This is a genomic window from Flavobacterium aestuarii (assembly GCF_040049115.1).
In the GTDB taxonomy this organism is placed as follows: Bacteria; Bacteroidota; Bacteroidia; order Flavobacteriales; family Flavobacteriaceae; genus Flavobacterium; species Flavobacterium aestuarii.
Window position 1 is genome coordinate 105,361 of sequence record NZ_JBDLZZ010000013.1, and the last position, 22,427, is coordinate 127,787.

The following is a 22,427-nucleotide window of genomic DNA, read 5'->3' on the forward strand; positions in this document are numbered from 1 at the left end:
ACTTAATCTTTAAATTATTTAATCATTCAATTTTTCAATTCAAGAAAATTTTCTAAAATTTTCTCTCCCACATCACCGCTTTTTTCGGGGTGAAATTGCGTTCCGTAGAAATTATCGTTTTCCAGAGCCGAAGAATACTCAACTTCATAATCGGTGGTTGCGATGGTTTCTTTGCAGATTGGAGCGTAAAAACTATGAACCAGATACATATATTCCTTTTCAGTCACATCTTTAAACAAATCCGATTTTAAGTTGGAGATTGTATTCCAGCCCATTTGAGGCACTTTTACTTTTGGAGAAAATTTGATTACATCCACATCAAAAATTCCCAAACCTTCAGTATTCCCTTCTTCTGATTTGTTACACATCAACTGCATTCCCAGACAAATTCCCAAAACAGGTTGTTTCAATGTCGGAATCAAAGTGTCAAGACCGCTTTGTTTTAGCATTTTCATCGCATAACTCGCCTCTCCCACTCCAGGAAAAATCACTTTGTCAGCTGATTTTATTTCGTCAGGATCATTGCTCAAAACCGCTTTGTATCCCAATCTTTCGATGGCAAACATAATGCTTTGGATATTTCCTGCTCCGTAATTTATGATTACTATTTTCATTTATTTAGTTGTTGGTTGTCGGTTATTGGTTGATAGCTAACAACTATCAACCAACAACTATCAACTTTAAAGCATTCCTTTCGTACTAGGCAAAATCATTTTCTCGGTATCACGTTTTACGGCTACTTTTATCGCTTTGGCAAAAGCTTTAAAGATAGCTTCAATTTTGTGATGCTCATTGTCGCCTTCCGCTTTGATGTTAATGTTGGCTTTGGCTCCATCTGAAAATGATTTAAAAAAGTGAAAAAACATTTCAGTTGGCATTTTTCCTACCATTTCACGCTTGAATTCGGTTTCCCAAACCAGCCAGTTTCTTCCACCAAAATCAATTGCCACTTGTGATAAACAGTCGTCCATTGGCAGACAGAAACCATAGCGCTCAATGCCTAATTTGTTCCCTAATGCTTTCGCAAAAACCTCTCCTAGTGCAATCGCTGTATCTTCAATCGTGTGGTGTTCATCAACTTCTAAGTCACCTTTTACTTTTATTTCCAAATCCATTTGTCCGTGGCGGGAAATTTGGTCGAGCATGTGATCAAAAAAGGCTATTCCAGTATCAATTTTGCTTTGTCCTGTACCGTCCAAATTCAAATTGATGTAAATATCCGTTTCGTGTGTTTTTCTGCTTATTGTAGCCGAACGGGCTTCCAATTTCAAAAACTCGTAAATAGTTTTCCAATCGGTAGACTGCAAAGCGATTACTTCGTCTAATTCCTCTTTTTTACTAGAGATTTCAGCCAATCCCAAATCATCTTCCGATTTTAAGAAAATCGCTTTTGCGCCTAGATTTTTTGCCAGTTCCACATCGGTAATGCGGTCACCTAAGACAAATGAGTTGGCCAAATCATAATTTGGATTGTCAATGTATTTCGTCAGCATTCCTGTGCGAGGCTTGCGTGTTGGCGCATTGTCTTCTGGGAAAGAACGATCTATAAAAATATCATCAAAAAGAACGCCTTCATTTTCAAAAGCTCTCAAAATGAAATTTTGTGTTGGCCAAAAAGTATCTTCTGGAAAACTGTCAGTTCCCAATCCGTCTTGGTTGGTCACCATTACCAATTCGTAATCCATTTCTTTGGCGATTTTTGCCAAATATTGAAAAGCTTTTGGGTAAAATTCCAGTTTTTCCAAACTGTCCAGCTGATATCCTGCCGGTTCCAATACAATCGTTCCGTCACGATCTATAAAAAGTACTTTTTTCATGGGTTTATTTTTTAAAACACGAATTTCACGAATTTACACAAATTCCAAGTCTTTAAATTTATATTGTTTAGAGTCTTATTTCAATTCTATGTTTATGCAATTATTTTGATATTTGTTCGGTATTAGACTTCCAAAAATTAGTGTTAATTCGTGGAATTTGTGTTTTAAATCGATTTTAATGCTTCAATTAGTTTCTTATTCTCTTCTTCTGTTCCAATAGTCAAACGTAATGTGTTTTCACAAAGCGGTTGCGTTGTTCTGTTGCGGATAACGATTCCTTTGGCAATTAACTCATCGTAACGTTTGTTAGCGTCGTCCACTTTTATTAGGATAAAATTAGCCTCAGTCGGATAGATTTTTTCTACGAAAGACACTTTATCTAAAACTGAAAGTAATTCGGTTCTCTGTGCTATAATTGAGGTGATTTCGTTTGCAATTTTCACTTCATCACTCAAACGTTCCAAAGCACGAAGCTGTGTTAATTCGTTTACATTATACGGAGGTTTTATTTTGTTTAAAACCGAAATCACTTCTGTAGAAGCATAGCAAACACCCAAACGGATTCCTGCCAAACCATAGGCTTTAGATAAAGTTTGTGTGATAATCAAATTTGGATACTGATCTAATTTTTGCAACCAGCCTTCTTTATCTGAAAAATCTATATAGGCCTCGTCAATAACGACAAAACCATTGAATTTTTCCAACAATGTTCGAACACTTTCTTCTGAAAAAGAATTCCCGGTTGGGTTATTTGGTGAACACAAAAAGATGATTTTGGTATTGGTATCAACTGCTTCTAAAATTTTCTCCACTTGTGGCTGAAAATCATTCGAAAGTAATACTTCCCTGTTTTCAACAGCATTGATATTAGCCAAAACACTGTACATTCCGTAAGTTGGCGGTAATGAGATAACATTGTCAATTTTTGGCTCGCAGAAAGCTCTGAACAATAAATCTAAAACCTCATCACTTCCGTTTCCTAACAGAATTTGTTTTGGATTTATGTTTTTCATTTTACCCAAAACCACTTTTACATTGCCTTGCTGTGGGTCTGGATAGCGGTTTACGCCGTTTTGATATGGGTTTTCATTGGCATCCAAAAAAATCATATCTGCTGTGTCGAAATCCTCAAACTCATCACGAGCCGAAGAATATGGCTTTAATTTCTTGACGTTTTCACGTACTATGTTGTTTATATCGAAAGTCATATTTTTTTGCTTTATGCAATAGGCTTTATGCTTTAAGCCAGTGCTTTATTTGTATTTTTTTTGAACTTATTGCTTTTAGCTTATTGCTTTTAGCTTATTGCTTTTAGCCTTAAAGTAACAGCATTCTTATGAGCCTGCAATCCTTCTGCTTCTGCCATGATTTCAATTGCTTTTCCAATGTTTTGGATTCCTTTTTCGGATATTTTTTGGAAAGTCATTGATTTGGTGAAACTGTCCAGATTTACACCGCTGTAATTTTTGGCATAACCATTTGTTGGCAACGTATGATTCGTTCCTGATGCATAATCGCCTGCACTTTCCGGAGTATAATTTCCGATGAAAACGGAACCAGCGTTGGCGATATTATCTACATAGAAAGCTTCGTCTTTAGTGCAGATGATAAAATGTTCAGGGCCATATTCATTGATTAAATCTAAAGCGATAGCATCATTTTCGACAAAAATCAATTTTGAATTGGCGATTGCTTTTTCTGCGATAGCTTTTCGAGGTAAAACATCCATTTGAGACTGTACTTCTTTTTCTACTTCATCAATTAATGTTTTTGAAGTCGAAACTAGAATCACCTGACTGTCGGTTCCGTGTTCGGCTTGCGAAAGTAAATCGGAAGCTACAAAAGCAGGAACGGCAGAATCGTCCGCAACAATCAGCAATTCGGATGGACCAGCTGGCATATCGATTGCCACACCAAATTGAGTTGCCAATTGTTTGGCTACAGTTACGAATTGGTTACCTGGTCCAAATATTTTATACACTTTTGGGATAATATCAGTTCCAAAAGTCATTCCGGCAATAGCCTGAATCCCTCCTACTTTCAGAATTTTGGTCACACCGCATAAATAAGCAGCATATAAAATAGCAGGATTGATGTTTCCATTTTTGTCCGGAGGAGAACATAGTACGATTTCGCTGCATCCGGCAAGATTTGCTGGAACTGCCAGCATCAACACTGTTGAAAACAAAGGAGCTGTTCCGCCTGGAATGTATAAACCGATTTTTTGTATAGGTCTTTTTTCTTGCCAGCAGTTTACACCTTCGGTGGTTTCTACTTCAACGCGGTTTGTTTTTTGGGAAGCGTGAAATTTTTCAATATTTGATTTTGCCAGCTGAATGGCTTCTTTTAATTCTTTGGAAATAGTTGCAATTGCTGTGGCTATTTCAGTTTGTGAAACTTCCAGTTCAGGGACAGAAACTCCATCAAAAAGGGAAGTGTATTTTGCAACAGCAAAATCTCCTTTTGACTGTACTTCTTTGAAAATTCCTTTTACGGTTGCTTCAATGTCATCAACAGTTTTAGTTGGTCTTTCTAAAATTGATGACCAGGTTTCTGGTTTTGGGCTGTATATTTTATTCATTTTTTTATGCTTTAAGCTTTAAGCGGTACACTATAAGCTAATTTACAATAGGTTTTGAGGCTGAAAGCCTAAGCGCGAAGCTTAAAGTACCATTTTCTCAATTGGACAAACTAAAATTCCTTCGGCTCCGGCATCCTTCAATTTATCGATTACTTCCCAGAAAGTGTCTTTGTCAATAACAGAGTGAACACTGCTCCACCCTTCCTGCGCCAAAGGCAGAACAGTTAAACTTCGTAATACTGGAAGTATTTTTCCAACTTCATCAATTTTATCGTTTGGAACGTTCATCAAAATATATTTTGATTTTCGTGCTCTTAACACTGATTCGATTCTGAATTTTAAAGTATCAATTATTTTTTGGGATTCAGGACTTACTTTTGGAGAAACCGCTAATACTGCTTCGCTTTTGAAAATAACCTCAACTTCTTTTAAATTATTTTTGAATAACGTGCTTCCGCTGGATACAATATCTACAATAGCATCGGCTAAACCTATATTTGGTGCAATTTCTACTGAACCAGAGATTTGGTGAATATCTACAGTTATTCCTTTTGAATTAAAATAATCAAGGACAGTATTAGGATAAGAGGTTGCAATGCGCAAGCCGTCTAAATCTTTAATAGATTTGTAATCAAAAGCTTTTGGTACTGCTACAGATACTTTACATTTTGAAAAACCTAATTTTTGAATTACTTCAATCTTTTTTCCTTTTTCTACTAATAAATTATCTCCAACAATAGCAATATCTACCACTCCATCAATAAGATATTGAGGGATGTCAGAATTTCGTAAATATAAAACCTCCAGTGGGAAATTAGAAGCTTCTGCTTTTAATTGATCTATTCCGTTATCAATGGAAATTCCAGCGTCTTTTAGAATTTGTATGCTGTCCTCGTTTAAACGTCCCGATTTTTGAATTGCAATTTTAAGTGTACTCATTTGTTCGTTTGTTGTTTGTTTTTAGTTTGCTGTTGTTGTTTTGAATAATGCTTGAGTACAAAGAATGGGTAATAAAAAACCCGCTTGATGTACTCAAACGGGTTTAGATTATTGTGATTTACACGCATATCATTAACACATCGCTTGAGAGCAATTATGTAAATGATGATGATGTAATTGAATTGATAACATAACTTTATAAAATTAGATAACTCTTTGTTTCTTTTGCAAAGATAGGGTATAAATTAATAATAATCCAATTTTTATTTTAACGTTTGAATAAGTATTTGTTAAATTAAAAATTTGAAAATAATCAGCAACCGCAAATCGGTAAAAATTAAAACACCCATTTGGCATGCTTATGTACAGTACCAAACAGGTGTTTTTTAAACAACTTTAAAATAATTACTAAACTGCGACTAGCTTAATACAGGTTCTAAAGATGGTCCGGCTGCGACTAGGCGTTTTCCTTCTTCAGTATCAGTATATTGTTCAAAATTTTTGATGTAGCGAGCAGATAAGTCTTTTGCTTTAGTTTCCCATTCTTCAACATCTCTGTATGTGTCTCTTGGGTCTAAAATTCCTTCACTTACATTTGTTAATGCTGTTGGGATTGTTAGGTTTAAGAAAGGAACAGTGGCTGTTTCTGCACTATCGATCTCACTGTTGATAATTGCATCAATGATTGCTCTTGTGTTTTTAAGAGAAATTCTTTTCCCTGTTCCATTCCAACCTGTATTAACTAAATATGCTTTTGCACCATGTTCTTTCATTTTTCCAATTAATGTTTTAGAATACATTGTTGGGTGTAATGTTAAGAAAGCTTCACCAAATGCTGGAGAGAAAGATGGTTCTGGAGAAGTAATTCCTCTTTCTGTTCCTGCTAGTTTAGATGTATACCCGCATAAAAAGTGGTATTGTGCCTGATCATCATCTAAGATTGATACTGGAGGCAATACTCCAAATGCATCTGCTGATAGATAAATGATTTTTTTAGCATGACCTGCTTTTGATGGCAATACGATTTTGTTTATATGATAAATTGGGTATGAAACTCTTGAGTTTTCGGTGATTGAATGATCATAATAATCAATTTCTCCATACTCATCTACGATAACATTTTCTAATAAAGCATCTCTTTTGATAGCTCTCCAGATGTCTGGTTCATTTTCTTCTGACAAGTCAATTACTTTAGCATAACATCCTCCTTCATAGTTAAATACACCATTGTTATCCCATCCGTGTTCGTCATCACCAATTAAATATCTTTTTGGATCTGCAGAAAGTGTAGTTTTTCCTGTTCCTGAAAGACCAAAGAATACTGCAACATCTCCTTTTTCACCTACGTTAGCTGAACAGTGCATAGATGCCATTCCTTTTAGAGGTAAATAGTAGTTCATCATAGCAAACATACCTTTTTTCATTTCACCTCCATACCATGTTCCTCCAATAATCTGGATTTTTTCGGTAAGATTGAATACAACAAAGTTTTCAGAGTTTAATCCTTGCTCTCTCCAGTTTGGATTTACTGTTTTAGAACCGTTCATTACAATGAAATCAGGCTGTCCAAAGTTTTCCAACTCGTAATTTGAAGGTCTGATGAACATATTGGTAACAAAGTGAGCTTGCCAGGCAACTTCCATCACGAAACGAACTTTAAGTCTAGTATCAACATTTGTTCCACAAAACGCATCTACTACATATAATTTTGGAGATGTAGAAAGCTGTTTTAAAACCAATCCTTTCAAATCATCGTAAATCGCTTGAGTTGTAGGAAAATTTACTTTATCGTCCCAGTAAATAGTATCTTTGGAAACTGAATCCTTAACAATATATCTGTCTTTAGGAGAACGTCCAGTGAAAACACCTGTTTTTACAGCAACAGCACCTGTATCTGTCAAAGCACCTTTTTCGTACCCTTTTCTTTTATTAGAGATTTCAGCTTTAAATAATTCTTCATAAGAGGGATTGTAGACAACTTCATGGTACCCTGTGATTCCCAAATTATGCAATTCCTGAATGATTTTAATGTTTTTCATAATGTATGTATTTTATTATAATATTTGTGTTATTTATACTTCAAAGGTACTTCAGTAACTGACCAAAAAAACTGATTTTTATCATGTTTTAAAGAAAAATATGCGCAAACGTTTTCGATTTTGAGGACTGTTTTACAAAGAGATACGATTATCTTTTATTGATTACCTTGTGATAATTGTGCGTTTGTTTTTTAGAGAAAGAAAAAAAAATTAAACCTGATTTTTGTCATATAAAATTACCAAAAAAAATAATTCATTTACGTTATAATTTCACTAAAAAAGCAACAGTTATGTTTAAATGGTTTCACGAATTGTTTACTCCGACAGATACGCCGGAGATGACACAGTCATTAATAGTATTATTTATGGCTATTAGCATTGGTTTTTTTGCAGGTAAAATAAAAATAGGTAATGTTTCCCTTGGTGTTTCGGCCGTAATGTTTGTAGGGCTTTTTCTAGGTCATTTGGGCTTTAGCATGGAAGCCGAATTAATCCAATTTGTACGGGAATTTGGTTTGATTCTATTTGTATATGGAATAGGAATACAGGTGGGTCCCACATTCTTTTCCTCTTTCAAAAAAGAAGGCTTAATCTTTAATGCATTGGGCGTTGGAACTGTATTTTTGGGAGGAATTATTACTTGGCTTCTTTATTTGGCTGCTAATGTAAAAGTTGAAAATGCAGTCGGGTTAATGTCAGGGTCGGTTACCAACACTCCGGGATTAGGAGCCGCAAAGTCAACACTTATTGAAATCCAAAAACAATTAAATCTCCCAGTGGATCACTTTTCAGACCCAGCCATTGCTTATGCAATCACTTATCCTATTGGTGTCTTTGGAATAATCATGATTATAATCCTGGCAAAGAATGCCTTGAAAATCGATTTGTCGAATGAAGTGGTACTGCTAAATAAAAAAAATAATAATCTAGAGAATAAAATAGTACGTCAAAAATGCAGAGTTACTAGACCCGAAGTAGTAGGAAAAACTATTCGTCAGATATATAAGGAGTTTATCATTGATGGAGTGATTATTTCCAGACAAAAGCAAAGTGGTACCAAAGTAGTGTATTCTCCCTCATTGGACTCCATTATAAACGATAAAGATGTCTTGATGGTAGTAGCAAAACAGAAAGATATAGACCGATTTATTGATATTGTTGGCAAAGTCTCTACAGATCTCTTTATTGAATCAGAAACTGATGTAACTGCAAAAGTTCTCAGTGTTACTAAAAAGACTGCCACACATAAAACCTTGGCACAATTGGATTTATACAATCAGTTTGGACTGAAAGTTACGCGCGTTGTCCGCTCGGGACTGGAAATTTTGGCACAGCCCACGCTCGAACTTTATTATGGTGATACGCTAATGATTGTAGGAAATAAAGAAGCTATTCAAGAAGCTGAAAAAATCATTGGTAATTCTAAAAAAATATTATTAGAACCTGATTTTCTCTCACTCTTTGGCGGATTGATATTTGGGGTTGTTATTGGCTCAATTCCTATTATGATTCCGTCATTGCCTGTTCCTTTAAAATTAGGACTGGCGGCAGGTCCGCTATTGGCTGCTTTATTTATCAGCCGATATGGAGGCGTTGGCGTGATTCACTCGTATATCAATAATGGAGCAATTCATTTCATGAAGGATTTCGGAATCTGTTTATTCTTTGCTGCTGTTGGAATTAAAGCTGGACATGGTTTCTATGATAATTTTGTAGCCAATGATGGCTGGATGTGGATTTATTATGGCTGTTATATTACGTTCATACCTTTGACAGTATTGGTGCTGGTCAGCAGATTTATATTCAAATTAAATTTTTATCAAATGGTGGGTATCATGAGCGGATCGTATACTGATCCTGCTGCTTTGGCTTTCAGTACCAAATATTTAGATTCAGATATTCCTAATCAATCGTATGCTACTGTATATCCTCTGGTAACGATAAGCAGAATTTTAGTTGCTCAGCTGCTGATATTATTATTAGCAAGCTGATGCTGGTTTGTTTTTTAAAAAAAAGGATACCTGTGTTCTATAGGCATCCTTTTATTTTTATATTATCTGTATATGTGACAGCAAAAAAGTATTATTATTCCCTTTAGCCCTGATCGAAACGGCATCTCCCGATTTAGAAAAACAAGGCTTTTTTGCCGTAGTTTTTGTTAATCGGGAATACAGTGGAGAGCAGGAACCATGCACCCTAAAATGCCTAATATATACTGCTCCTAAAATCAATAATCAGATTAATATGCCAGAAGTGTTTTTAGTTCGCTTTCGAATCGGTCTTTCGGCAAATATTGATCTTCCAGAGCTTTGGTGAACGGAATTGGAGAATCCAGACTCGCAACGCGTTTTACAGGTGCATCCAGATATTCAAAACAGTTTTCCATAATCAAAGCCGATATATCACTGGCAATACCGCCAAAAAGAGAATCTTCCTGATAAATAATAACTTTGCCAGTTTTTTTGACAGATGTGAAGATTGCTTCAGTGTCTAAAGGCTGTAAGGTTCTTAAATCCAAAACATCAGCATTGATTTCGGGGTTTTTATCCAATGTTTCCAAAGCCCAATGGACTGTTGCGCCAAAGGTAATAATAGTTACATTCTGCCCTTCTTTTAGCAACACAGCTTTTCCAAGCGGAATGGTGTAATAGTCGGTAGGCACATTTTGTGACAGACTGCGATACAACTGTTTGTGTTCGAAGAAAAGGACTGGATTTGGGTCATTTATTGAGGCATTCAGCAAGCCTTTTGCGTCATAAGGAAATGCGGGATAAACTACTTTCAAACCAGGAGTTTTAGTAAACCAGGCCTCGTTGGTCTGTGAATGAAAAGGACCGGCTTGTGTACCTCCGCCACAAGGCATCCTGACAACGACATCTGCTTTTTCCAGCCATCGGTAATGTGATTTAGCCAACAAATTGACAATAGGGTTAAAACCTGTAGATACAAAGTCGGCAAATTGCATTTCGACAATAGCTTTGTAGCCATTTATAGACAATCCCATTGCTGTTGAAACTACGGCGCTTTCGCAAATGGGTGTATTACGAACGCGGTCTTTGCCAAACTGTGCTACAAAACCATCCGTTATTTTGAAAGCTCCTCCATATTCGGCTATGTCCTGCCCCATGATAACGGATTTCTCATGCCGTTCCATTGATTGTTTCAAACCTGCGGAAATGGCATCTATAAACCGTATGTTTTCTGTTGCTGTATTTGGATGGAAGTCTTCATAATCATACGGTTTATAAACATCGTTTAATTCTCCTTCATAACTAGGAACAATTTCGGGTTCAGCATTAGCTATCGCCCAAGCTTCATCAATTTCGTGTTTGATTTCGTTCTTTATATTTTCGTCATACTCATTAGTGAGAATATTGTTGAGATACAAATAGCTTCTGTAGTTGTCTACAGGGTCTTTAGAAGCCCACTGATTCATTAACTCCTGCGGAACATACTTAGTGCCGCTCGCCTCTTCATGACCCCGCATTCGAAACGTTTTGAATTCGAGCAAAATTGGTCTTGGTCTTTCAATCACCGAAGCTTTTAATTCAGTCAGCAGATTAAAAATCTCCAGAATATTGTTCCCGTCCACGATGTGGCTTTCGATTCCGTAACCAATCCCTTTGTCAGCAAGGTTTTCGCAGCGGTATTGTTCATTGGTTGGTGTCGATAATCCGTAGCCGTTATTTTCGATGATAAAAAAAACAGGCAGATCCCAAACTGAAGCTATATTCAATGCTTCGTGAAAATCGCCTTCGCTTGTTGCTCCTTCGCCTGTAAAAACAGCTGTTATTTTTCCGTTTTTCTGTAATTTATTGGCTAATGCTATTCCATCGGCAACACCCAGCTGAGGTCCAAGATGCGAAATCATTCCGATGATTTTATATTCCTGTGTTCCAAAGTGAAAACTTCGGTCTCTGCCTTTGGTGAATCCATTGGCTTTGCCCTGCCATTGCGAAAAAAGACGGTGTAACGGAATATCTCTTCCTGTAAATACGCCTAAATTGCGGTGCATTGGCAGAATGTATTCGTCAGCATCCAAGACTGCTGTAAGCCCAACAGAAATAGCTTCTTGTCCAATTCCGGAAAACCATTTTGAAACTTTTCCCTGACGAATAAGAATCAGCATTTTTTCTTCGACTAATCTGGGTTTCAGTATTTTTTTATAAAGTTCTAATAGCGTATCGTTAGATAGATTTTTTTTATCAAAATTCATTTATAGTGGTGTTTTTGAAGTCTCTCAAAGATAAAATAATTATAACAAGGCTAATTACAAATGTTATATTTTTTCAAAATGTACATAGTTTTTAAAATTACTTATCTTTTTTATTCTTTATATTTGTAGTCTTGAAGTTTTTTTAGGCTTCTAAAGTATTAAATACAGACATAATATGCAAAACATTCCTAGTGTTGACTTGCGTGATTTCCTTTCGGACGACCCGAAACGTAAACAAAAATTTGTAAATGAAATCGGAAGTGCATTCGAAGATATAGGCTTCGTAGCGCTCAAAGGGCATTTTTTAAACGATCAGTTAGTTGATGAATTGTATGGCGAAATTCGAAATTTCTTTTCACTGCCATTAGAAACAAAACACAGCTATGAAATTCCAGGAATCGGCGGACAAAGAGGTTATGTTTCTTTTGGAAAAGAACATGCCAAAGGCCGTAAAGAAGGAGATTTGAAAGAGTTTTGGCATTTTGGACAGTATGTGGACAAAGATTCCAAATATGCCTCTGAATATCCTGAAAATGTTGAGGTAAAAGAATTGCCCCGTTTTAATGAAGTGGGTAAAGAAGCGTACCAAATGCTTGAAAAAACTGGTGTTTATGTATTGAGAGCTTTGGCATTACACCTTGGATTGGATGAATTTTATTTTGACCAATACGCCAAAGAAGGAAACTCCATTTTAAGACCTATCCACTACCCTCCTATTACTTCTGAACCAGAAAATGCAATCCGTGCTGCCGCACATGGTGACATTAACCTGATTACATTGCTGATGGGAGCTCAGGGTAAAGGATTGCAGGTTCAAAATCACAACGGTGACTGGATTGACGCGATTGCAGAACCAGATGAACTGGTTATTAATGTGGGTGATATGTTATCCAGACACACTAATAACAAGCTGAAATCTACTATTCACCAAGTGGTAAATCCGCCGAGGGAATTATGGGGGACTTCACGTTATTCTATTCCGTTTTTTATGCATCCGGTGAGCGAAATGAAGTTAAACTGTCTCGAAAACTGCATCGATGCTGAAAATCCAAAGAAATACGAGGACATTACAGCCGGTGAGTTTTTATACGAACGCCTAGTTGACTTAGGGTTAATAAAAAAATAAATAACAAATTTTAAAATCCAAATTCCAAAGCTTCACTTTTGGGATTTGGATTTTGTTTTTTATAATTTAAAAGTATGGATTTACATGACCAATTAAAAAATCTTTTTCCCGACCATGAAATGGCTCCCGAAGAAGCAATCGAACAAGAACCGCACCAATTATATGTTCAGAAAGAACCTATGATCTGCAAATATGAGAAACGAAAAGGAAAAGCAACCACTATAATTGAAGGCTACGAAGGATCTGACGAGGATTTTAAAGTTCTTGCCAAAGAAATCAAAACCAAATTGAGTGTTGGCGGTACTTTCAAAGACGATTCCATTATTATTCAAGGTGACTATCGTGATAAAATAATGACTATTCTTAAGGAAAAAGGATTTAAGGTAAAGCGTGTTGGAGGTTAAGATTTTAGAATGCAGATTTTAGAGTTAAGATTTCAGATTTCTTAACACTATATTTTAAAAAATGAATATTCAGCATCGGCTCCCTCTCCTTTGGAGAGGGCTGGGGTGAGGAAAATAAACAATAATAATGATTAAACAATCCGAATTAATACTCAATCCTGATGGGAGTGTGTATCATCTTAACTTGAAACCCGAAAATATTGCCCACGATATTATTTTTGTGGGAGATCAAGACAGGGTGTCAAAAATCACCAGACATTTCGATTCAGTTGAGTTTTCTACCCAAAAAAGAGAATTCAAAACCGAAACCGGAACTTACAAGGGCAAACGCATAACCGTAATGTCAACTGGAATTGGTCCAGATAATATTGATATTGTCGTGAATGAACTTGATGCACTTGTCAATATCGATTTAGAAACTCGAAAACCAAAAGAAAATCTAACCTCATTAAACATTATTAGAATTGGCACTTCCGGCTCTCTGCATGCTGATATTCCCGTGGATGGTTTTGTGATGTCAAAATTTGGATTGGGACTTGATAATATGCTCCGCTCCTATTTGGTCGATTCCATTTCCAATGTTGAAATTGAAGATGCCTTTATTGCTCACACCAATTGGGATTTACGAAAAGGAAGACCTATTGTTGTTGCTGGCTCTTCCATTTTGGAGAAAAAAATAGAAAGTGACAGAATTCATAAAGGAATTACGGCAACAGCCGGTGGTTTTTATGGACCTCAGGGACGTATTCTGCGTTTGGGCATTCAAGATTATGAACTGAATTCCAAAATGGATAATTTCCTTTTTGAAGGAAACAGAATCACTAATCTTGAAATGGAAACTTCAGCAATATATGGACTTTCGGCTCTTTTGGGACATCAAGCATTATCTTTAAATGCTATTATTGCCAATCGTGCCAATGGTACTTTTAGCAGTGATCCTTACAAAGCTGTTGATGAATTGATTGAATATACGCTTGATAAATTAGCAAAGGATTAAAATAAAACACGAATTTCACGATTAACACGAATTCGATTTTATAGTCATGCTAAATTAAATTCGTGTTAATTCGTGAAATTCGTGTTCAATATTTGCTCTATTATAAACTTCCCAATTCATTTTTTTAAAACTATATTTGCGTTTTGAAAAAATAAACCTATGAAAATAATTCTTACGGGAGCCACTGGAGTTTTGGGATCGCATATTATGTATGACCTTCTGGAGCTTTTTATCAAAAATGATAACAGCGGAAAACTTTTTGTAATTGCCAGAAACAAAGGAAAAGTCAGTGCGATTGATCGTGTCAACGAATTATTGACCAGTGATTACACTCCTGAAATTTTGAGAAAAACAGGTTTAGAAAAATTACATCAGCATATCGAAATAATCGATTCCGATCTTGCGAATCTTCAGGATACTTTTTCAGAAAAAATAAAAGACGCTTATTTTATCCATTCGGCAGGTTATGTAAATCTTTCCACAGATGAAAAACTAAAAGGCAAAATTTTTGATGAAAATGCCAAAATTACCCAAGCACTTTTCAATACTTTTCATCCATTTATAAAGAAATTCGTTTACATCGGGACGGCTTTTTCATCAGGAATAAGGGCTGGATTGATAGGTAATGATTTTCATAATCTTGGTTTCAAGCCAAAACACCGCAATGCCTATGAAAATGCCAAATTTCATTCGGAGAATTTCATTGCACAGGAATGTAAAAGACTGGGAATGCCGTTCCAAATTCTGCGTCCGAGCGTAATCGGTGGCAAAATGCTGGGAACCGAAAGCCCTTACTTCATTCCGAAATACATGGTTTTTTATCTTTTGGCAAAATTTTTCCACTTTACCTCCCAGCGAAAAGGCGAACAGGAAAATGTTCGATTCATCATCAACGAGGAAACGGGGCTCAATATTATTCCGGTTGATTATGTTTCAAAAGTGATTGTAAACACCTTTGAACGTGACGATATCGAACAATTAAACATTGTAAACGATAAAAGTTTCAATATCGTAAAAGGACTTCAGCTGATTATGAAAGAAGTGGGTTATACCAATTTTACCTTAATCAAAAATCCGCTTGATTTCAAATACAAAAACACTATCGAGAAACTGTATTACGAAAGCATCGGCAAGCATTTGAAACCTTATTTTATTACCAATCCCAACGAATACGATACCACTTTGCTGAATTCAATTCTGGAAATTCCAAAATTGGACAATGAAGCATTTACAAATATGATCCGCTATGCCATTTCCAATGATTTTAAGGACATCAATGTATAAAAAAATGCTAAGTTTCCAAGATTCTAAGTCGCTAAGAGATTTTTAAAAAAACTTAGAATCTTAGTAACTCAGAAACTTAGAATCTTAAAGTTTTAGTATCTTAGCAACTCAGTAATTCAAAAAAACATTTCCCTACTTTGGGTGTTATGGTACAAATTAACAAAACGAATTTTCATCTCGTAAAATCCAAGTTTCAGTTGAAAAAGCCTTGGGATCGTTTTGTTATTTTTTTATTGAGTACACTTATTACGATTCCTTTATTTATCGTGCTTCACCAAAATCTAATTGATCCGCAATGGTATTTTGGTTTGGATAGAGTACTGCTTTTTATTCTTGTTTTGGGGATTATTTTCTTTGCGCTATATGCTTTACGAACTATAATTATTGTTTGTTTTGCGCTCTATTTATTGGTTCTTGTATATGGGAGCATGTTTGGGAATTTTAGTTTCAATTCTGTTTTTGAAGACTATAACACAATGCTTTACACGATGAATAACGATCCTTTTCCTCAGGATATTATCATCGCAAAATTACTGCCATTCCCTAATAAATCTGATATTTTAAGTGCAATAGAATATAAAAATCCAAAAGTTCGGAATTTTGCCATAATGGCTACAACGAAGCATTTTAAACACATTCGAGGGTATTCAGATTACAGAAGTTTAATTCAGTGTTTTGCTGTTTTCAAAGAGATTAATAACCGCTGGAATTACGTAAATGACCCTAAAAATGGAGATTATATCGCCACAGCGCACGAATCATTGCTTTATTTTTCGGGAGACTGCGACGATCATTCCATTTTGATGGCCGCCTGCATCCGTTCCATTGGAGGAACGCCCAGACTGATTCATACTAAAGGTCATATCTATCCCGAAATTTTAGTTGGAAGCATGAAAGACCTTGAAAAAGTAAATTTTATAATCAAGAATATATTATTTGTAGAGGAAAGCAAAAATAAACAGCTCAATTACCACATTGATGAGCATGGACAAGTGTGGCTGAACCTAGATTATACGGCCAAATATCCTGGAGGCCCTTTCATGTCCGAAGAAATATTGGGAGCTTTGACATTGGAGTAATTCTAATGTGATTGAATTAAGATTTTCTTGCTATAGTTTCCCCAATATGATTCTCGCAGAGACGCCAAGGCGCAAAGTTTGAATCTGATTTATTTGCGTCTTCGCGCCTTTGCGAGAGTGAATTAAAAGCTTAACTAAATAAAATAGAGTCTTCTGTATATGAAATTTAGAAAATCACAACCAATCAATTTTTTCCAGATTGTTTTCCTCCAAATATAAATTTGCTTTGCTAAAATGCCTATTCCCAAACCATTTTCCCTGATTGGCACTCATTGGCGAAGGATGCCCTGATTCTAAAACCAAATGTTTATTTCTATCAATTTTTGCTCCTTTCTTTTGCGCAAAGCTTCCCCAAAGCATAAAAACCACGTTTTCCTTTTCGTCTGATATTTTTTGGATAACAGCATCCGTAAAAAGATTCCATTTGAGGTGTTTGTGGCTGTTTGGATTATCTCTCCTAACGGTTAGCGATGCATTAAGCAATAAAACGCCTTGTTTAGCCCATGACTCCAAATTTCCCGAGCTTGGTATAAAAATAGAATCCAAATCAGTATTGATTTCCCTAAAAATATTACGGAGCGAAGGCGGAATTTTAACTGAATCATTCACCGAAAAAGCCAAACCATTGGCTTCTCCATCTCCATGATACGGGTCTTGACCAATAATCACCACTTTCACATTTTCGAAAGGACAATTATTAAATGCCGAGAAAATCAGTTCTTTTGGTGGAAAACAAATGAAGTTTTGATATTCTTCATTAACATCTTCCATCAATTTGATGAAATAAGGTTTTTCTATTTCATCTGCTAAAATAGTCTGCCAAGAAGGATATAAATTGATTTGCATAAATTATTTAAATTTATCAAGTTCGGCTCTTATTGTCAATTCCAGTTGTGGCAAATAACTTTTTCCAATTTCGTAAACAATTTCATAATCTAGCATCTCATAATGATGTGAAATAAAATCTCTAAAACGGATGATTTTATTCCATTCAATATCAGGATAATTTTTTTGCAGTAAATTATTTTTTTGGGAATTACTTTTTATATTTTCTCCAATAGCTTGAAGCCTTGTAACTACGGCATCTAATAATATTTTACCATATTCAGATGAAATAAAATCGTTTGGCTGAGTAATTTGAGTAAATCGTTTGTTGCAAACTGTAATATGTTCCAAAATTGTTTCTAAAGAATACTGATAAACATCATCATACATAAATCAAGTCATTTTTGATATTCTTAAGAAAACGTTCAGACACATGTGGTCCTTTTCGAACTATTTCGATTTTAGAGTTAAGTCTATTTTCTAAATAAGAATACAGTCCCATCAACAAGCTATAAGAAGGATTTTTGAATTCAACTAAAAAATCAACATCACTGTCTGGTTTTTCTAATCCCTTTGCGTAGGAACCAAACAAGCCAATTGAAACAACACCATAATTTTCTTTTAGGAATTGTTTATCCGATTGTAAAGTATTGATTATTTCATCTTTCTTCATTTAACAAATATAAAAAATTAATACTTTCAAATTACTCTGCCTCTCTTAAACTTTGTAACTTTGAACTTTTTGAAACCAAATTTATAAATGATCTCCATTACCGAAAAAACATTACAGGACTTACAATTTCCAACAGTTCTTGAAACAATCTCAGAAATTTGTAATACCGATATAGGAAAGCAGAAAGCCTTGGAAATAACTCCTTTTAGAAACAAAGAATCTTTGATGAGCGCTTTACTGCAGACTTCAGAGTATGTTTCTTCTTTTCAGAATAACAATGCGATTCCTAATCACGGTTTTGATGCCATTTCATACGAAATAAAATTTCTTGCCATCGAAGACAGTTTCTTAGAAGTAGGCAGTTTCAGAAAAATTGCTACCATATCAGAAACTACGAATGTGCTTTTGGCTTTTCTAAATAAATTCAACGATTATTATCCAAATCTTTGCGCTAAGGGTTCTGGAATCCAATTGACTAAAGAAATTATCACGCTTGTAGATGCCGTAGCCGATAAATATGGGGAAATAAAAGATAATGCCTCTCCCCGACTGCTTGAAATCCGCCGTGAAATGAATCTGGTGCGCGGGAAAGTGAATCAGAGCTTTGGTTCGGCTTTGACACAGTACAATAGTTTGGGTTATTTGGACGATATTAAAGAAAGTTTTGTACAAAACCGCCGTGTTCTGGCAGTACTGGCAATGTACAGACGAAAAGTGAAAGGTTCTATTCTTGGAAGTTCCAAAACAGGAAGCATTGCTTACATAGAACCCGAAAACACACTGAAATATTCCCGTGAACTGGCCAATTTGGAGTATGAAGAAAAAGAAGAAATAACTAAAATTCTGAAACAGTTATCAAACGCTATTCGTCCGTTTTTGCCTTTGCTGATTCAGTATCAGGATTTCCTGAGTGATATTGATGTGATTGCGGGAAAAGCAAAATATGCTAATCGAATTAACGGAATTTTGCCAAATATTACTGAGGAACGCCGTCTTTATTTTAGGGATGCTTTTCACCCAATTTTGTATTTGACCAATAAACAGAAAAAGGAAGTTACTTATCCACAAACCATCGAATTAAGTCAGGAAAACCGAATTATTGTAATTTCTGGACCTAACGCTGGAGGAAAAACCATTTCGATGAAAACCGTTGGTTTATTGCAATTAATGTTGCAGTCAGGAATGTTGATTCCTGTTCATGAGCGCAGTGAGACATTTCTTTTTGATAGAATACTGACAGATATTGGAGATAATCAATCTATTGAAAATCATTTAAGTACATATAGTTATCGCCTGAAGAACATGAACTACTTCCTGAAGAAGTGTAATAAAAAAACCATGTTCCTGATTGATGAATTTGGTACTGGTTCCGATCCGGAATTGGGTGGTGCTTTGGCTGAAATTTTCTTAGAAGAGTTTTATCATCGAGAAGCTTTTGGCCTAATTACCACACATTATTCGAATCTTAAGATTTTAGCAAATGAATTACCGTATGCTACCAATGCCAATATGCTATTTGATGAAAAATCATTGGAACCAATGTATAAATTGGTTTTGGGACAGGCAGGAAGTTCTTTTACTTTTGAAGTGGCGCAAAAAAACGGAATTCCTTTCGGCTTAATCAATCGTGCCAAAAAGAAGATTGAAATTGGTAAAGTACGTTTTGATAAAACTATTGCCAATCTCCAGAAGGAACGCTCAAAACTGGAAAAGACTTCCACAAATCTTAAGGAAGAAGAAACCAGAGCGCGGGAAGAAAGCAAAAAACTGGAGAATATCAATGTCAAGATCAAGCAAAAACTGGAAAGCTATCAGGAATTGTATGACAGTAATCAAAAGACGATTTACATTGGCCAGAAAATAGAAGATATCGCCGAAAAATATTTCAATAATAAAAACAAAAAAGACCTAATCGGTGAATTTTTGAAAATTGTAGAAATAGAAAATTCCAAACGTAAAAAAGCGACTCCAAAAGAAGCAAAGGCAATTATAGCCAAGAAAAAAGAAATCATTAAAGAAGTTGAAATTAAGGTTGAAGAAATCCGAATTGAGAAAAAAGAGAAGAAACTCAAACCGGTTATCGAAAAGCCGAAACCTATTCTAAAAGTAGGTGATCGTGTGCGAATGCTGGACGGAAAATCAATTGGAAGTATTGATTCTATTGAAAAAAACAAAGCAACTGTAAATTACGGAATTTTCACTTCTAAAGTGAGTTTAGATGAATTGGAGTTTGTTGAGGCTGGAAAAAAGTAGTTTTCGTTTATCAGTTATCACATGAAGCTAGGTCATTGCGAGGCACGAAGCAATCACATTCAGTATATCCATTCTGATGATTTCTTTGGACTACTTTAGATTGATCATCTGATTGCTTTATTCTTCGAAATGAATAATTTAGACTGAATTTATTATAGTGAATTAATGCTTAAAACAAATGAAGCCAGGATTTGTTTATATTATTACCAATAAAAGTCAAACCGTTGTTTATACAGGTGTGACATCAAATTTGCCTCAAAGAATTTTAGAACATAAGGAGAAAAAATATCCTCAATCATTTTCTGCTCGTTATAATGTAAATATTCTGGTTTATTATGAGCAATTTCAATGGATTGAAGATGCAATAACGAGAGAAAAACAAATAAAAGGAGGATCTAGAGAATTCAAAAACAATCTTATTCGTTCAATAAATTCAACTTGGAAAGATTTGTTTGAAGAAATTGAAGATATTATGATCGTATAAAATGATAAAGATGGAAGAACAGCGTGAGATTGCTTCGTTCCTCGCAAAGACTGTAGCAAATAAAAAAATAATACTCTTTGACGGAGTTTGTAATCTGTGTAACTCGGCGGTACAGTTTGTTATAAAGCATGACCGGAAAGATATATTCCGATTCGTGGCTTTACAATCCGAATTGGGACAGCAGATTCTAAAATATATTGGTGTAAATCCAGTAAATATAGACAGTATAGTTTTGTATGAACCTGGAAAAGCTTATTACTATAAATCTTCGGCAGCTATTGAGATAGCACGAAGTATTGGAGGTTTTTGGCATCTTGGAACTGTTTTCAGAATTATCCCAACGGCAATCAGAAACCTTCTGTATGACTATATTGCCAATAACAGATACAAATGGTACGGCAAAAAAGAAAGCTGTATGATTCCAACGCCTGGATTAAAAATAAAATTTTTAGAATAATTTGATTATATGATAAATGTCATTTCTTTTAAGAGATTACTGCTGTAATTTTGACTCATCTTAAAAGTTGATTATTTATTGGAAGATATTCATAAAAAACACTCATTCATAGTTGTTTTCGAGTTGGTAATTATTGGTTTAAACGAGAACTGTGTTTTTAAAATAATTTCTGATAAAAAATAAACGATTAGTTTTTTTTGTCTAAAAAGAAAAGAGGATGCCTTTCTGTGAGCATCCTTTTTTTGTTTATTCAGATTAAGCTTATTATGGATCCATACTTTTCATGGATCAAGAACCTTTTCATAATCATTAGCAATCTTTTTGATGGAAAAAACATTCTTTCAAAAAGATATTTATTTATAACTTAATCCTGTAAATTTTTAAAACCAAAAACCTCCAAAAACAAATGATTTGGAGGTTTCATATTCAAGATTTATTTACCAAGGGCTTTCTTCGCTTATATCATCAATGTCGTTGCTAAAAAACTTTCCTGTTGGTCCATTCTCATCGGTTAAAGTATGTTTAACGATAAACGATGCAGCACTTTCGACAGTCCCTGGACCGCTAAAGTGATTAAAGTCGGTTGCGGTGTAGCCAGGATCAATAGCGTTGACTTTAAAAGGCAAGTCTCTTAATTCATATGCCAAAGTAACGGTAAAGGCATTTAATGCTGCTTTTGACGGAACATAACACACGCCTTTTATAGCATAATATTTCCAGCTTGGATCACTGTGCATTGTTAGTGAACCAAGCCCAGAGGTAATGTTACTGATTCGGGGACTGTCGGATTTTTTGAGTAAGTCCATAAATGCCTGAGTAACCCTGATTGCACCGAAAAAATTTGTGTCAAATGTCTGCTGAATTTGATCAATAGCTGTTGTGGAGGATTCTTGTGGCAACACTCCTATTACTCCGGCATTATTGATTAGAATATCGAGTTTTCCCTGCTCATTTTCTACTATAGTTTTGGCTGATACAATAGTTTCGTGATTATTAACATCAATTTGAATAGCTTTAATGTTATTGAATCCATTTTGGTTCAACTCTTTTACTACTGTCTCCCCTTTTTCGAGATTACGACTTCCCAAATAAACAAAAAGTCCTTTTTTCGAAAGCTGTTTAGCTGTTTCCAAACCAATGCTTCTATTGGCACCTGTAATTAATACTGTCTTCATTTTTTGGATCAGGTGCAAAAGTTGGGGATTAAGCAAAAAGATTTGATAATCTGAAGAGGAAAAAATCTACTTTTCTTA

20 protein-coding genes are annotated in these 22,427 nt (G+C 35.2%); 9 read left to right on the forward strand and 11 right to left on the reverse strand.

Annotated elements, in window-relative coordinates:
- Positions 1–26: 26 nt before the first annotated feature.
- The 6 genes from hisH to pckA all read right to left on the reverse strand — a co-directional run bounded on the left by hisH (position 27) and on the right by pckA (position 7,376).
- Complete coding sequence (gene hisH / locus ABEG11_RS14035; RefSeq protein WP_348824800.1) at positions 27–614, reverse strand: imidazole glycerol phosphate synthase subunit HisH; 588 nt, start codon at positions 612–614, stop codon at positions 27–29.
- A gap of 66 nt (positions 615–680) precedes the next feature.
- The gene (hisB, locus tag ABEG11_RS14040) at positions 681–1,817 is read right to left on the reverse strand and encodes a bifunctional histidinol-phosphatase/imidazoleglycerol-phosphate dehydratase HisB (RefSeq protein WP_348824801.1); all 1,137 of its coding nucleotides are present in this window, start codon (positions 1,815–1,817) and stop codon (positions 681–683) included.
- A 164-nt stretch (positions 1,818–1,981) separates the two neighbouring features.
- Positions 1,982–3,025: a histidinol-phosphate transaminase gene (gene hisC, locus ABEG11_RS14045; RefSeq protein ID WP_348824802.1), complete on the reverse strand. Its 1,044-nt coding sequence runs from the start codon at positions 3,023–3,025 to the stop codon at positions 1,982–1,984.
- Between the two features lie 89 nt (positions 3,026–3,114).
- On the reverse strand, positions 3,115–4,398 hold the full coding sequence (gene hisD, locus ABEG11_RS14050) for a histidinol dehydrogenase (protein ID WP_348824803.1): 1,284 nt from the start codon (positions 4,396–4,398) through the stop codon (positions 3,115–3,117).
- 81 nt (positions 4,399–4,479) lie between these two features.
- Positions 4,480–5,337 (reverse strand): ATP phosphoribosyltransferase, encoded by an 858-nt coding sequence (gene hisG, locus ABEG11_RS14055; protein WP_348824804.1) that lies wholly within the window; start codon positions 5,335–5,337, stop codon positions 4,480–4,482.
- A 419-nt stretch (positions 5,338–5,756) separates the two neighbouring features.
- The gene (gene pckA / locus ABEG11_RS14060) at positions 5,757–7,376 is read right to left on the reverse strand and encodes a phosphoenolpyruvate carboxykinase (ATP) (RefSeq protein ID WP_348824805.1); all 1,620 of its coding nucleotides are present in this window, start codon (positions 7,374–7,376) and stop codon (positions 5,757–5,759) included.
- A gap of 290 nt (positions 7,377–7,666) precedes the next feature.
- Between pckA and ABEG11_RS14065 the strand changes: the two genes are divergently transcribed.
- On the forward strand, positions 7,667–9,367 hold the full coding sequence (locus tag ABEG11_RS14065) for a putative transporter (protein WP_348824806.1): 1,701 nt from the start codon (positions 7,667–7,669) through the stop codon (positions 9,365–9,367).
- A gap of 248 nt (positions 9,368–9,615) precedes the next feature.
- Here the strand turns inward: ABEG11_RS14065 and ABEG11_RS14070 are convergent, their stop codons facing one another.
- Positions 9,616–11,592: an alpha-ketoacid dehydrogenase subunit alpha/beta gene (locus ABEG11_RS14070; RefSeq protein ID WP_348824807.1), complete on the reverse strand. Its 1,977-nt coding sequence runs from the start codon at positions 11,590–11,592 to the stop codon at positions 9,616–9,618.
- 175 nt (positions 11,593–11,767) lie between these two features.
- Between ABEG11_RS14070 and ABEG11_RS14075 the strand changes: the two genes are divergently transcribed.
- From ABEG11_RS14075 to ABEG11_RS14095, 5 genes are all read left to right on the forward strand, one after another.
- Entirely contained in the window at positions 11,768–12,718 is a 951-nt protein-coding gene (locus ABEG11_RS14075) for an isopenicillin N synthase family dioxygenase (RefSeq protein WP_348824808.1), read from the forward strand.
- 74 nt (positions 12,719–12,792) lie between these two features.
- Entirely contained in the window at positions 12,793–13,122 is a 330-nt protein-coding gene (locus ABEG11_RS14080; protein ID WP_348824809.1) for a translation initiation factor, read from the forward strand.
- Between the two features lie 127 nt (positions 13,123–13,249).
- Complete coding sequence (locus ABEG11_RS14085) at positions 13,250–14,119, forward strand: nucleoside phosphorylase (RefSeq protein ID WP_348824810.1); 870 nt, start codon at positions 13,250–13,252, stop codon at positions 14,117–14,119.
- Positions 14,120–14,278: 159 nt separating this feature from the next.
- Positions 14,279–15,403 (forward strand): SDR family oxidoreductase, encoded by a 1,125-nt coding sequence (locus tag ABEG11_RS14090; protein ID WP_348824811.1) that lies wholly within the window; start codon positions 14,279–14,281, stop codon positions 15,401–15,403.
- Positions 15,404–15,549: 146 nt separating this feature from the next.
- A complete protein-coding gene (locus ABEG11_RS14095) occupies positions 15,550–16,482 on the forward strand; it encodes a transglutaminase-like domain-containing protein (protein ID WP_348824812.1) in 933 nt (310 codons plus the stop codon).
- 174 nt (positions 16,483–16,656) lie between these two features.
- Here the strand turns inward: ABEG11_RS14095 and ung are convergent, their stop codons facing one another.
- The 3 genes from ung to ABEG11_RS14110 are packed head-to-tail and all read right to left on the reverse strand — an operon-like array spanning position 16,657 to position 17,980.
- Entirely contained in the window at positions 16,657–17,328 is a 672-nt protein-coding gene (gene ung, locus ABEG11_RS14100; protein WP_348824813.1) for a uracil-DNA glycosylase, read from the reverse strand.
- A gap of 3 nt (positions 17,329–17,331) precedes the next feature.
- Positions 17,332–17,697 (reverse strand): HepT-like ribonuclease domain-containing protein, encoded by a 366-nt coding sequence (locus ABEG11_RS14105; protein ID WP_348824814.1) that lies wholly within the window; start codon positions 17,695–17,697, stop codon positions 17,332–17,334.
- Positions 17,690–17,980 carry a nucleotidyltransferase family protein gene (locus ABEG11_RS14110; protein ID WP_348824815.1) on the reverse strand — a complete coding sequence of 97 codons (291 nt, stop codon included), beginning with the start codon at positions 17,978–17,980 and terminating at the stop codon, positions 17,690–17,692. The genes ABEG11_RS14105 and ABEG11_RS14110 overlap by 8 nt, the downstream gene beginning before the upstream one ends.
- 87 nt (positions 17,981–18,067) lie before the next feature.
- Between ABEG11_RS14110 and ABEG11_RS14115 the strand changes: the two genes are divergently transcribed.
- From ABEG11_RS14115 to ABEG11_RS14125, 3 genes are all read left to right on the forward strand, one after another.
- On the forward strand, positions 18,068–20,233 hold the full coding sequence (locus ABEG11_RS14115; protein WP_348824816.1) for an endonuclease MutS2: 2,166 nt from the start codon (positions 18,068–18,070) through the stop codon (positions 20,231–20,233).
- Between the two features lie 178 nt (positions 20,234–20,411).
- Positions 20,412–20,717, forward strand: a complete 306-nt coding sequence (locus tag ABEG11_RS14120; protein WP_348824817.1) for a GIY-YIG nuclease family protein — start codon at positions 20,412–20,414, stop codon at positions 20,715–20,717.
- 10 nt (positions 20,718–20,727) lie between these two features.
- Positions 20,728–21,174, forward strand: coding sequence for a thiol-disulfide oxidoreductase DCC family protein (locus ABEG11_RS14125; protein WP_348824818.1), 447 nt, complete (start codon positions 20,728–20,730; stop codon positions 21,172–21,174).
- A 437-nt stretch (positions 21,175–21,611) separates the two neighbouring features.
- On the opposite strand, the gene ABEG11_RS14130 is transcribed toward ABEG11_RS14125, so the two are convergent.
- Complete coding sequence (locus ABEG11_RS14130; protein ID WP_348824819.1) at positions 21,612–22,349, reverse strand: SDR family NAD(P)-dependent oxidoreductase; 738 nt, start codon at positions 22,347–22,349, stop codon at positions 21,612–21,614.
- Positions 22,350–22,427 lie beyond the last annotated feature (78 nt).

Coding starts and splice junctions, on each gene's coding strand:
- hisH (WP_348824800.1), bottom strand. CDS start 614: ATGAAAATAGTAATCATAAATTACGGAGCAGGAAATATCCAAAGCATT.
- hisB (WP_348824801.1), bottom strand. CDS start 1,817: ATGAAAAAAGTACTTTTTATAGATCGTGACGGAACGATTGTATTGGAA.
- hisC (WP_348824802.1), bottom strand. CDS start 3,025: ATGACTTTCGATATAAACAACATAGTACGTGAAAACGTCAAGAAATTA.
- hisD (WP_348824803.1), bottom strand. CDS start 4,398: ATGAATAAAATATACAGCCCAAAACCAGAAACCTGGTCATCAATTTTA.
- hisG (WP_348824804.1), bottom strand. CDS start 5,337: ATGAGTACACTTAAAATTGCAATTCAAAAATCGGGACGTTTAAACGAG.
- pckA (WP_348824805.1), bottom strand. CDS start 7,376: ATGAAAAACATTAAAATCATTCAGGAATTGCATAATTTGGGAATCACA.
- ABEG11_RS14065 (WP_348824806.1), top strand. CDS start 7,667: ATGTTTAAATGGTTTCACGAATTGTTTACTCCGACAGATACGCCGGAG.
- ABEG11_RS14070 (WP_348824807.1), bottom strand. CDS start 11,592: ATGAATTTTGATAAAAAAAATCTATCTAACGATACGCTATTAGAACTT.
- ABEG11_RS14075 (WP_348824808.1), top strand. CDS start 11,768: ATGCAAAACATTCCTAGTGTTGACTTGCGTGATTTCCTTTCGGACGAC.
- ABEG11_RS14080 (WP_348824809.1), top strand. CDS start 12,793: ATGGATTTACATGACCAATTAAAAAATCTTTTTCCCGACCATGAAATG.
- ABEG11_RS14085 (WP_348824810.1), top strand. CDS start 13,250: ATGATTAAACAATCCGAATTAATACTCAATCCTGATGGGAGTGTGTAT.
- ABEG11_RS14090 (WP_348824811.1), top strand. CDS start 14,279: ATGAAAATAATTCTTACGGGAGCCACTGGAGTTTTGGGATCGCATATT.
- ABEG11_RS14095 (WP_348824812.1), top strand. CDS start 15,550: ATGGTACAAATTAACAAAACGAATTTTCATCTCGTAAAATCCAAGTTT.
- ung (WP_348824813.1), bottom strand. CDS start 17,328: ATGCAAATCAATTTATATCCTTCTTGGCAGACTATTTTAGCAGATGAA.
- ABEG11_RS14105 (WP_348824814.1), bottom strand. CDS start 17,697: ATGTATGATGATGTTTATCAGTATTCTTTAGAAACAATTTTGGAACAT.
- ABEG11_RS14110 (WP_348824815.1), bottom strand. CDS start 17,980: ATGAAGAAAGATGAAATAATCAATACTTTACAATCGGATAAACAATTC.
- ABEG11_RS14115 (WP_348824816.1), top strand. CDS start 18,068: ATGATCTCCATTACCGAAAAAACATTACAGGACTTACAATTTCCAACA.
- ABEG11_RS14120 (WP_348824817.1), top strand. CDS start 20,412: ATGAAGCCAGGATTTGTTTATATTATTACCAATAAAAGTCAAACCGTT.
- ABEG11_RS14125 (WP_348824818.1), top strand. CDS start 20,728: ATGGAAGAACAGCGTGAGATTGCTTCGTTCCTCGCAAAGACTGTAGCA.
- ABEG11_RS14130 (WP_348824819.1), bottom strand. CDS start 22,349: ATGAAGACAGTATTAATTACAGGTGCCAATAGAAGCATTGGTTTGGAA.